The organism is Gracilibacillus halophilus YIM-C55.5 (assembly GCF_000359605.1).
Classification (GTDB): domain Bacteria; phylum Bacillota; class Bacilli; order Bacillales; family Amphibacillaceae; genus Gracilibacillus; species Gracilibacillus halophilus.
Genome location: NZ_APML01000045.1, coordinates 1 through 11,474, shown reverse-complemented (window position 1 = coordinate 11,474; position 11,474 = coordinate 1). Strand labels below are relative to the sequence as shown.

The 11,474-nt window shown below is 38.1% G+C and carries 11 protein-coding genes, 2 tRNA genes and 1 pseudogene; 10 read left to right on the top strand and 4 right to left on the bottom strand.

What is annotated here, in order from left to right; all coding sequences use genetic code 11:
* Window positions 1–46 precede the first annotated feature (46 nt).
* The 7 genes and pseudogenes from J416_RS10385 to tsaD all read left to right on the top strand — a co-directional run bounded on the left by J416_RS10385 (window position 47) and on the right by tsaD (window position 3,986).
* Window positions 47–123: transfer RNA gene (locus tag J416_RS10385), tRNA-Met, on the top strand.
* Window positions 124–194: 71 nt separating this feature from the next.
* A tRNA-Asp gene (locus J416_RS10380) sits at window positions 195–271 on the top strand.
* A gap of 104 nt (window positions 272–375) precedes the next feature.
* Complete coding sequence (thiL, locus tag J416_RS10375; RefSeq protein WP_040513391.1) at window positions 376–1,365, top strand: thiamine-phosphate kinase; 990 nt, start codon at window positions 376–378, stop codon at window positions 1,363–1,365.
* Window positions 1,358–1,813, top strand: a complete 456-nt coding sequence (tsaE, locus tag J416_RS10370; protein WP_003470693.1) for a tRNA (adenosine(37)-N6)-threonylcarbamoyltransferase complex ATPase subunit type 1 TsaE — start codon at window positions 1,358–1,360, stop codon at window positions 1,811–1,813. The genes thiL and tsaE overlap by 8 nt, the downstream gene beginning before the upstream one ends.
* Window positions 1,810–2,505, top strand: coding sequence for a tRNA (adenosine(37)-N6)-threonylcarbamoyltransferase complex dimerization subunit type 1 TsaB (gene tsaB, locus J416_RS10365; RefSeq protein WP_003470688.1), 696 nt, complete (start codon window positions 1,810–1,812; stop codon window positions 2,503–2,505). Before tsaE ends, tsaB begins: the two co-directional genes overlap by 4 nt.
* Before the next feature lies 1 nt (window position 2,506).
* Window positions 2,507–2,953 (top strand): ribosomal protein S18-alanine N-acetyltransferase, encoded by a 447-nt coding sequence (gene rimI, locus J416_RS10360; protein WP_040513388.1) that lies wholly within the window; start codon window positions 2,507–2,509, stop codon window positions 2,951–2,953.
* Window positions 2,938–3,986 (top strand): annotated as a pseudogene (gene tsaD, locus J416_RS10355) (tRNA (adenosine(37)-N6)-threonylcarbamoyltransferase complex transferase subunit TsaD). The gene rimI and the pseudogene tsaD overlap by 16 nt, the downstream one beginning before the upstream one ends.
* Before the next feature lie 315 nt (window positions 3,987–4,301).
* Here tsaD and J416_RS10350 read toward each other — a convergent pair.
* Together J416_RS10350 and J416_RS10345 are read right to left on the bottom strand one after the other, a co-directional pair.
* Entirely contained in the window at window positions 4,302–5,363 is a 1,062-nt protein-coding gene (locus tag J416_RS10350; protein WP_003470676.1) for an LCP family protein, read from the bottom strand.
* Window positions 5,364–5,436: 73 nt separating this feature from the next.
* Complete coding sequence (locus J416_RS10345) at window positions 5,437–7,368, bottom strand: ABC-F family ATP-binding cassette domain-containing protein (protein WP_003470673.1); 1,932 nt, start codon at window positions 7,366–7,368, stop codon at window positions 5,437–5,439.
* 149 nt (window positions 7,369–7,517) lie between these two features.
* Between J416_RS10345 and J416_RS10340 the strand changes: the two genes are divergently transcribed.
* Window positions 7,518–8,162: a redox-sensing transcriptional repressor Rex gene (locus J416_RS10340; protein WP_003470670.1), complete on the top strand. Its 645-nt coding sequence runs from the start codon at window positions 7,518–7,520 to the stop codon at window positions 8,160–8,162.
* Window positions 8,163–8,193: 31 nt separating this feature from the next.
* On the opposite strand, the gene J416_RS10335 is transcribed toward J416_RS10340, so the two are convergent.
* Window positions 8,194–8,400 carry a YdiK family protein gene (locus J416_RS10335; protein WP_003470668.1) on the bottom strand — a complete coding sequence of 69 codons (207 nt, stop codon included), beginning with the start codon at window positions 8,398–8,400 and terminating at the stop codon, window positions 8,194–8,196.
* 3 nt (window positions 8,401–8,403) lie between these two features.
* Window positions 8,404–9,120: a CPBP family intramembrane glutamic endopeptidase gene (locus tag J416_RS10330; protein ID WP_003470665.1), complete on the bottom strand. Its 717-nt coding sequence runs from the start codon at window positions 9,118–9,120 to the stop codon at window positions 8,404–8,406.
* A 238-nt stretch (window positions 9,121–9,358) separates the two neighbouring features.
* Here J416_RS10330 and groES point away from each other — a divergent pair, with 238 nt between their 5' ends.
* Both groES and groL read left to right on the top strand, forming a co-directional pair.
* Window positions 9,359–9,643: a co-chaperone GroES gene (gene groES, locus J416_RS10325; RefSeq protein WP_003470662.1), complete on the top strand. Its 285-nt coding sequence runs from the start codon at window positions 9,359–9,361 to the stop codon at window positions 9,641–9,643.
* Window positions 9,644–9,707: 64 nt separating this feature from the next.
* Window positions 9,708–11,348 (top strand): chaperonin GroEL, encoded by a 1,641-nt coding sequence (groL, locus tag J416_RS10320; protein ID WP_003470659.1) that lies wholly within the window; start codon window positions 9,708–9,710, stop codon window positions 11,346–11,348.
* Window positions 11,349–11,474 lie beyond the last annotated feature (126 nt).

Here is an 11,474-nt window from a genome sequence, read left to right as displayed (position 1 = left end):
AGTCGGACGTTGCCAGGCAATGTATTTCAATTCTTATATATATCGACGCGGGGTGGAGCAGTCTGGTAGCTCGTCGGGCTCATAACCCGAAGGTCGCAAGTTCAAATCTTGCCCCCGCAACCAAATTTTCTTAATTACGTTGATTTATATCTTCGTTAGAACAGTATTGTAGTATCTAATCGATACAGCCCAATGGTCTGGTAGTTCAGTTGGTTAGAATGCCTGCCTGTCACGCAGGAGGTCGCGGGTTCGAGTCCCGTCCGGACCGCCATACATAGAATTTCGAAACCTTGAGTGTTCCACACTTAAGGTTTTTTTGATAATATAGGGAAAGACTGTATGTAGAACCAATTTTAGAAAGAGCGAGGATTAATGATGGACGAATTTGATTTCATACGCTCCATTCAGCCAAAATATTATAGACAATCATCCGTAATCAAAGGAATCGGAGACGATGCGGCAATCATACGTTCGTTGAATCAAGACATCATTACTACTGTTGATACGATGGTTGAATCGATTCATTTTACCACTCAAACGATGGAACCTTTTCATGTCGGTTATAGGGCATTAGCTGCAAATATAAGTGATATTGTGGCTATGGGTGGAAAACCAACGAGCTTTCTAGTATCGATTGTAGTACCGAAAAATTGGGAAAAAGAACAATTACGTGAGATTTATCAAGGTATTGATCAACTAGCCCAAAAATTTCAAATGGATGTTATCGGTGGAGATACCGTTACTGGCCAACAATTAACGATTTCAATTACGGTTTTTGGCAGTGTCAATAAACATCAAGTAAGGTATCGCAGTCACGCGCAAGCAGGAGATGTCGTTTTTGTTACGGGAACAATAGGAGATGCTGCCTGTGGTTTGGATCTTTTATTACATGAAGATCAAGACACACAACAGAATTATGAATATTTTATTAACCGACATCGAATGCCGTTACCAAGAGTGAATTTTATTCAAGCGACGGGTAATATCAAACGAATGGCACTCAATGATATTAGTGATGGTATTTCAAATGAAGCAAATGAAATAGCAGAAGCATCTCATGTGGCATTGCGAATTAATGAAAAAGCCATTCCTTATCATATAGGTATAACCGATTTTCCTAAAGAAAAGCAACAACAATGGTTATTATCTGGTGGTGAAGATTTTGAGTTGCTGGGTACTGTTTCACCTAATGAATGGGAAAAACTTGTTAGTATAGCAGAAAAGACGAATACAAAGATTACAAAAATCGGAGAAGTATTTCATCATGATCGATATAATGGATCTGTATTGATAAATAATGGTTCATCATCTGTTATATTGGACAAGTCTGGGTATACCCATTTGAGAGGTGATAACAATGAATGACTACATCATCAAAACGACTACAGAAGATATGACGAAACAATTAGGTGAAAGAATGGCTTTATTGCTTCGACAAGGAAATGTGATAACATTATCTGGTGATTTAGGTGCAGGAAAAACGACGCTTACAAAAGGGATCGGTAAAGGAATTGGAGTAAAACGAACGATTAATAGTCCGACTTTTACTATTGTAAAGGAATATATGGGTAACCTCCCTCTTTATCATATGGATGCTTATCGTTTAGAAAATAGTGATGAAGATATTGGGTTTGAAGAGTATTTTTATTCAGATGGTGTTACTGTGGTAGAATGGCCTTCATTTATTGAAGAATTTTTACCTGCTGAACGATTAGATATCGTAATGAAAAGAAGTGGAGAAAATGAACGTGAGATTCACCTCTATCCTCAAGGCAGTGATCATGAATTTATTTGTAAGGAGTTATATCGATGAATATATTAGCAATCGATACATCTAATCAGTCAATGGGTGTAGCGATATATAAAGATGATCGCATCCAGGCAGAGTATATAACGAATATGAAACGCAATCACTCTGTTGGTCTTATGCCTGCTATTGATCATATCATGAATGAAACGGATCTTGCACCTCAGGCTTTGGATCGAATAGTTGTTGCTCAAGGGCCTGGTTCATATACGGGAATACGGATTGGATTGGCTACTGCTAAAACGATGGCTTGGAGTTTAAATATTCCTATTGTCGCCGTTTCTAGCTTAGAACTTTTAGCGTATAATGCTACCCTATCCCAACAACTCATTTGTCCTTTTTTTGATGCACGTCGAGGTCTAGTATACACTAGCCTTTACGAAGCAGAAAATGGTACGTTACTACCAAAAAATGATGAAGAAAATGTACTTATGACGGAATGGTTGGAAAAAATGAAACAGTATAATCGATCGATTGTCTTTTTAAGTCAGGACATTCATTTGCATCAAGATACAATTGAAGAACAATTAGGCAAACAAGCTATTTTTCCTCCTGAACCGAACCATCTCCCGCGACCGGGTATGCTTGCCAAAATAGGTGCTGAGAAGCCCGCAGTAGATGTGCATGGATTATCGCCCAACTATATCCGGTTACCAGAAGCAGAAGCAAAATGGTTAAAGGAGCAAGAAAAACAATAATATGTCTAGGATAGCTTTTCGACAAATGACAAAAGAGGATATTGATTATGTATATGATGTGGATAAACGATCATTTGTGACCCCTTGGCCCAAAGATATTTATTATGAGGAGATGACGAGAAATCAATATGCTAGGTATTTTGTAGCTACTGTAGATCAGCAAGTTGTTGGATTTTGTGGAACTTGGATGGTGATCGATGAAGCACAAATTACGAATATAGCAATTGATCCAGCGTACCGAGGTCGCCAATTAGGAACAGGATTATTTCAGTATGTGATGAATGAAGCAATAGCAAATGGAGTGAAGCGACTATCACTTGAAGTGCGTGTATCAAATGTAGTAGCGCAACGTATGTATAAAAAATTTGGTCTTGTTCCCGGAGGTATAAGGAAGAATTATTATGTGGATAACCATGAAGATGCTTTAGTATTGTGGGTGAATTTATGAGTGAATATATTTTAGGAATAGAAACAAGTTGTGATGAAACTGCAGCCGCTATTGTAAAAGATGGAAAAGAAATCATCGCAAATGTAGTAGCTTCTCAAATTGAAAGCCATCAGCGATTTGGTGGTGTTGTCCCAGAAATTGCATCCCGTCATCATGTAGAGCAAATGACGATCGTATTAGAAGAGACGTTTCAAAAAGCAGGGATGTCAATGTCTGAAATGGATGCGGTCACCGTTACTGAAGGACCAGGCTAGTCGGTGCATTATTGGTTGGCGTAAATGCGGCTAAGGCATTGGCTATGTCTCATCAGAAACCGTTAATCGGTGTGCATCATATTGCTGGTCATATTTATGCCAATCGTTTAGAAAAGGAATTTGAATTTCCAGTGCTAGCACTTGTTGTTTCTGGTGGTCATACAGAATTAATCTTGATGAGGGAACATGGTGTATTTGAGGTTATTGGAGAAACAAGAGATGATGCAGCAGGCGAGGCCTATGATAAAGTAGCTCGAACGTTAGATCTTTCTTATCCAGGTGGTCCTAAAATTGATCAATTAGCGCGTGAAGGTAAGGAAGTCATCGATTTTCCGCGCGCATGGTTGGAAGACGATTCATTTGATTTTAGTTTTAGTGGGTTAAAATCGTCTGTTATTAATACATTGCATAATGCCAAGCAACGAGGGGAAACTTATGAAACTCGTGATATTGCGACAAGTTTTCAAGCAAGTGTTGTAGACGTACTTGTTGAGAAAACATATCGAGCCGCTGAAACATACAATGCCAAACAGGTGATTGTAGCTGGTGGAGTTGCGGCGAATCAGGGATTAAGAACACGAATGGGTAAAACATTTGAAGCATCCGAGATCGATTTATCCTTTCCATCTATATCTTTATGTACAGATAATGCCGCAATGATAGCAGCTGCTGGGTCAATTGCACACCAACAAGGACACAGGGCGAATTGGGACTTAAATGCGAATCCTAGCTTAAGTTTAGAAAGATATGCCCAACGATCGATAAAATTATCAAGATAGGAGGAGGGCGAACAAGGCTCTCCTCTTTTTTATCGTTTATCCACAAATCATGAACATGAATTGTGGATGTATTTATGCATCTTAGGTATGCGAAGCTGTTGAGAAATTCGTTAAATTGTGTATAACTGAACGAAAATTTGTGGATAATGTGGATATAAGTACAAAAAACCGATAATGATAAAGGTGAATAAGTGGATAATTCTGTGGATAGTTATATGCGAATATGACGTAAATTCATGCTTGAATATAAAAGAAATGATAGAACGTCATCGCATCTCTGATATGAAAAGAGCGAGCCACTGTGGACTCGCTCTTTTATTCTGACGTTTGTGTAGATGTTTCTGGTGTTGATTCTGAGCTGTTCTCTTCTAACAATTCTAATTCTTGTTTTAGACGTTCAGTTGTCACATTGATTCCTTCTTCCGTCGGGATAAAGTAATACAATCCATTTATGCGTTGATTCGTTCCCTCTATATTGTGTGTTTTAATTGACGAAGTACGAATCGATGAATAGGACTGCTGTAAATGGTAAATTTCTTTAGCAGATAAACTTGTGGTGACATGTTCACCGAGAATGTCTGTGATTTCATCGATACGAAATATTGTACCGGCTGATATTGCTTGGTCAAGTGATGCTTTAATAAATTGACGTTGTCTCTCATCACGAGGATAGATGGTATTCACATCTCGTTTTCTCATTCGAACAAATGCTAAAGCTTCTTCACCATTTAGCTCAGCAGAACCTTGTTCAAAATAAATGCGCTTATTATCATTAAAAATATTTTCTTCCCAAAATCCTTCTTTAATATCGACCTGTACACCACCTAATGCATCCACAATATCTCGGAATCCTTCAAAATCAACAGCAATATATTCATCAATCGGAATATCTAAAAACTCTTCAACGGTCTCAACCGTTGCTTTTTCTGCACCATAACCAGAGATGGATCCAAATGTATAGGAAGCGTTGATTTTGTGCATACCAGCATTTGTGCCAGCTCTCTCTGCTGGTAATTCGACTCTTGTATCTCTGGGAACCGAAGTCATCGTTACTTCTTTTGTATCTGGATTTAATGTTGCAACGATTAGTGTATCAGCTCTTCCATTTATACCATCCGATGAATAGTTTTCGACTCCCATTAGTAAGATGGAGATAGGATCATTTGTAATTTCCACTTGTTCTGTTCGTTTTTCTGATTTACCGTCAGGCCGATCAAGGTCGACGTGTGAATCTTGTGCAGCACCATACACTTGAAAAAAGAAATAAGCTACAATACTTATAATCGCAATCAGTATTAATAAGGATATATATAATATTCTCTTCTTCCACTTTCCCTTTTTCTTCTGTTTTTTTCGTTCTGTACGTAATTCTGCCACTATCAAAACCTCGCTATTTTAATATTTTGCAAAACATTCTCCCTTATTAGACGAATGGAATCCTAAATTTGTTTCATAATTCTTCTTGCAATGTCTCCCATTCTTCGAGAAAAGCATCCATCTGTTGATGTAGTTCGTCACTTTCTGTCGTTAATTCTAATGACTTTTCATGATCTTGATAAATATTGGGATCACATAACTGTTGATCAATTTCTTCTAAGCGACTTTCGATATCTTCAATCTTTGCTTCAATGTCTTCAATTCTTCTTTGTTTTTTACGGTGTTCTTTTTTTCGTTCTTTATCCTTTTCAAAGTCAGATTTTGATTGTTGACGTGTACTTTCTGATTCTCCTTCGTTTTGTTCGAGTTCGATAATTTCTTGTTCTTCTTGTTTTTTCTCAACATAATAATCATAATCACCTAAATAAACTTGCGCTTGATCAGGTTGCATTTCTAAGATTTGTGTGGCCAACTTATTAATAAAGTAACGGTCATGCGAAACAAACAAAATCGTTCCTGGATAATCCGTTAAAGCTGCTTCTAAAACTTCCTTACTATCTAAATCTAAGTGGTTCGTAGGCTCGTCTAAAATAAGGAAATTGGCTTTTTCCATCATTAATTTTGCTAAAGCCAGTCTTGCTTTTTCACCACCGCTTAATTCTACCACATATCGCAGTACATCTTCACCAGTAAATAAAAAATTTCCCAAAACAGTCCGAATATCTTTTTCATTCATATTCGGATATTCATCCCATAATTCATCCAATACGATTTTTTTATCATGTAATTGAGTTTGTTCCTGATCATAATAGCTGATTTGAACATTGGCACCTAACCGTATGGTACCTTCATCAGCTGTAAGTGATCCAACGATAATTTTAAGTAGCGTTGATTTTCCAACACCATTTGGTCCCACTAATGCTACATTATCACCACGGCTCATGCTTAGTTGCAAGTCCTGGAATAAGAAATCGCTTGTGGTATCGTAACGAAATGCTAAATCATTGACTTGTAGTACGTCATTTCCACTGCGTCGTTCAATCGTAAAAGAAAAGTGGGCCGATTTTTCATCGCCAGTTGGTTTTTCGATCACTTCCATTTTTTCTAATTGCTTTTGTCGACTTTGTGCCCGTTTGGAAGTAGAAGCCCGAGCAATATTTCGTTGTACAAACTCTTCCATCCGTTTGATTTCTTCTTGTTGTTTTTCATAACGTTTTAAATCATGTTCGTAATTCGCTGCCTTTTTTTCTAAATATTTACTATAATTGCCGTAATATTTTGTTGAATGGTGACGTGAGATTTCGTAGACAATAGAAACGGTCTTATCGAGAAAATACCGATCGTGACTAACTATGATAATGGCTCCAGAATAATTGTTTAAATAATTTTCAAGCCAAGTCATTGTTTGGATATCTAAATGGTTTGTAGGCTCGTCCAAAATTAAAATATCCGGTTTTTGTAGCAATAACTTGCCGAGAGCGAGTCGTGTTTTCTGTCCACCACTCAGAGTCGAAATAGATGTGTTCCAAGTCGATTCAGGAAAATCTAATCCCGTCAAAACAGCTTTTATATCTGCTTCGTATTGATAGCCTCCTGCTTGTCGAAAGGCTTCTTGCTTTTTATCATAGTTTCCCAGTAGTTGTTGATATGCCTCTTGATCGGCGAGTAATTCAGGATCTCCCATTTGTTGCTCCATATCACGCAATTCTTTCTCTTGTATTAATAAATCAGAAAAAATATGTTTCATCTCTTGCCAAATGGTTTCACTCGAATCTAACCCAGTATGTTGTTCTAAATAACCAATTGAAACGTCCTTTGGCTGATGAATGTCCCCCTCATCATACGAAAGGTTTCCAGTTATAATGTTTAGTAATGTCGATTTACCTGCACCATTTCGCCCGACAATCGCAATTCGGTCTTGTTTTCTTACCTCTAATTTTATATTGGATAGGATCAGTTCGGCACCAAATCGCTTGGTTAACTGATTCACCTGTAAATAAATCATAGTCGTTCACCTCAATGATTTTAGTGTATCTTATCAGATGAATACTCTGCAACTCGTTAAAGGTAGAATTAGTGAAACAATTCACGATTTTTGCTACAATGTGTGTACAAAATGCAAACCATCATTGTGATGCATAAGGAGATGAATGCATGACCGATCAACAGAAAATACCGCAAGCAACAGCTAAGCGATTACCGCTCTATTATCGTTTTTTACATAATTTACATTTACAAGGGAAAAATCGTGTGTCTTCTAAACAACTGAGTGAAGCGATTAAAGTTGACTCTGCCACGATTCGTCGTGATTTTTCGTATTTTGGAGCGCTCGGTAAGAAAGGCTATGGATACAATGTTGAATATTTACTTGGTTTTTTCCGTAAGACGCTCGATCATGACGAAAATACACCAGTGACCCTAGTCGGAGTGGGGAACTTAGGTACGGCCTTTTTGAATTATAATTTTACGAAAAACAACAATACAAAGATCGAAATGGCGTTTGATGCGGATAAAGAGAAAGTGGGAGAAGTTATCGGGGATATTCCAGTTTATCATGTGGATGAGTTGGAAGATCGCATGGGCAGTATATCAGTCGCTATTTTGACGGTTCCGGTGTCTGAAGCACAAAAAATGACCGATCGATTAGTTGCCTGTGGTGTAACAGGTATTTTGAATTTCACACCTGCTCGTATCAGTGTTCCTAGCGACGTACGAGTTCATCATATTGATTTAGCGATTGAATTGCAGTCACTTGTCTACTTTATGAAACATTATCCCATGGATCAAGATGAAGAATAAAACAAGGTGCTAACCGTATGTTGGTTAGCACTCATTTTTTATCTTGATTCGCTCGCTTTATTCGAAGGTGTAAATTGAATAACCGGATCGATACGATAAAATCCATCGTTGCAAAGATCGCTAATGCCATCGTAATAAAGTTAAAGATTGTATCTTCCGCGGCTTGTATCCCAATATAGGTGAACAGAACACCTAATCCAAAATACAAGATAGCAGAAGGAAGAGGTGAAAAACGCATAACTTAAAATCCTCCAATAAGTATCATCTGTAGCTGATCAAATTGATCGAGTATTTGTTCAATGTCTTCCGGATCAGTGGATAGTTGGGCAACGGCTGCAACTGTATTCAGTGCGATATGCGCAATAATGGGTACGATAATCCGTTTTGTTTCCACATATAGAAAAGCAAATACCAAACCGATTGCTGTATAAGTTAACAAATGAGCAAAATCATCATGCAATGCAGCAAAAATCAGACCGGATAAAATGCCTGCAAAGAAAAAATTCATCTTACGGTATAATGAGCCGAATATCGCTTTACGAAAGACCAATTCTTCTAATATTGGACCAAGTAATGTGATAATGAGTAGAAAGGCTGGAGCTTGTCTAGCAGTATCCATTAATCTCATCGTATTTTCTGACCCAGGTTGAATACCTAACAGAAATGTTTCAATTACAATGGAAGCATATTGTGCAATAAACACAAGAAACACGCCAATAACCGACCACATGACGATCGTGCCAATTTGTTTATCCTTTAATTGAAAAAATTCTCTAATTTCATCTCTAATATAATAAAGACACAATGACAGTGTTACAGTAAAGATAAAAATATTCCAATAAGTCATTACATAGGTTGGATCAATATCTGTAGTCTTCTGAAGCGGTATTATTAAGAGTGCAACGACTTGTGTCATAAAAAAATAAGCAAGAATGATCGATAGATATTTTCTCGGCAACGCTCAACGACCCCTTTTTATGTTTGTTGATATCATGATACGTATTTTAACATAATTTTAGAATAGAATTGAAATAGTTCGTCTATTAAACGTGATCACGAAAAAATTTCATGAATTGATATCTTTTTACTTGAAAAACAAATCAGTTTTGATTATTATAATAAATGTGTTAGCACTCCTTAGCGTTGAGTGCTAATAATATCGAAAAATGGAAAAGATACCAAGGAGGTTATAAACGATGCTTAAACCATTAGGTGATCGTGTCATTATCGAGCTTGTCGAACAAGAAGAAAAGACAGCAAGTGGAATTGTACTTCCTGATTCTGCGAAAGAGAAACCACAAGAAGGTAAAGTAGTAGCTGTTGGATCTGGTCGTGTCACAGATAATGGAGAAAGAATAGCTCCTGAAGTCGAAGAAGGTAATATGATTATTTATTCTAAATTTGCTGGCACAGAAGTAACTTATGAAGGAAAAGAATACTTAATTCTTCGCGAAAACGACATTTTAGCCGTCATTGGCTAAGATTTTTCGAAGAGCTTTTTGAGATAAATATCATAAATCTAAAATCTTAAGGAGGTTTTTTCTAATGGCAAAAGAATTAAAGTTTAATGAAGACGCTCGTCGCGCAATGCTACGTGGTGTAGATACTTTAGCAGATGCTGTAAAAGTCACATTAGGGCCAAAAGGTCGTAATGTTGTGTTAGATAAAAAATATGGTTCACCACTAATCACGAATGACGGTGTAACGATTGCAAAAGAGATCGAATTAGAAGATCAATATGAAAATATGGGAGCACAACTTGTATCTGAAGTTGCGTCTCAAACCAATGATGTTGCTGGTGACGGTACAACGACGGCAACCGTACTAGCACAAGCTATGATTCAAGAAGGATTGAAAAACGTCGCATCTGGTGCGAATCCAGTCGGTGTTCGCCGTGGGATCGAGCAAGCGGTAGAAGTAGCTACAGAAGAACTTCGTAAAATCTCGAACCCAATTGAGAGCAGAGGCTCCATCGCACAAGTTGCTTCCATCTCTGCTAGCGACAATGAAGTCGGTCAATTAATCGCTGAAGCAATGGAACGTGTAGGGAACGATGGTGTTATCACCGTTGAAGAATCAAAAGGGTTCAATACTGAACTTGAAGTAGTAGAAGGTATGCAATTTGATCGTGGCTATGCTTCTCCTTACATGGTTACAGATCAGGACAAAATGGAAGCTGAGCTTGAAGATCCATACGTATTAATTACAGACAAGAAGATTAATAATATTCAAGAAGTACTTCCTGTTCTAGAAGAAGTTGTCCAACAAGGAAAACCAATCCTTATTATTGCTGATGACGTAGAAGGTGAAGCACTTGCGACATTAGTTGTTAACAAACTACGTGGCACATTCAACGCGGTTGCTGTTAAAGCGCCAGGATTCGGTGATCGTCGTAAAGCTATGCTAGAAGATATTGCGACCCTTACTGGTGCTGAAGTGATTACAGAAGATCTTGGGCTTGATCTGAAAAATGCATCAATGGAACAATTAGGTCGCGCTTCTAAAATTGTTGTAACAAAGGAAAACACAACAATTGTTGAAGGAGCAGGTGACCCAGAAAAACTTTCTTCTCGTGTCGCACAACTTCGTGCACAAGCAGAAGAGACTACTTCTGAATTCGATAAAGAAAAATTACAAGAGCGCTTAGCGAAACTAGCTGGCGGTGTAGCAGTTGTAAAAGTTGGTGCAGCTACAGAAACAGAATTGAAAGAACGTAAACTACGTATTGAAGACGCATTGAACTCTACTCGTGCAGCGGTTGAAGAAGGTATCGTTGCTGGTGGTGGTACGGCGCTGATGAATGTGTACAAGAAAGTAGCAGAACTTGAACTAGAAGGTGATGAAGCGACAGGTGCAAATATCCTAATCCGTGCCTTAGAAGAACCAGTTCGTCAAATCGCTATTAACTCTGGTTTAGAAGGTTCCATCATCGTTGAGCGTCTAAAAAGTGAAGCGGTTGGCACAGGTTACAATGCTGCAACTGGCGAATGGGTAAACATGATTGACGCTGGTGTTGTTGATCCAACAAAAGTTACTCGTTCCGCACTACAAAACGCAGCATCTGTAGCGGCTATGTTCCTAACGACAGAAGCTGTTGTAGCTGACATTCCAGAAGAAAATGCTGGCGGTGGCGCACCAGACCCAGGAATGGGTGGCATGGGAGGCGGCATGCCAGGCATGATGTAATCTGCCTCTCTAAACCTTGTTAAATAAGGGGTTTATGGTGAAAAGAAAGCGAAATGCTAACATTTTGCTAACATGAAAAATATTATTGTAGGCTTCTCATTAATTCGCCAAATTTTTGAGAAGCCT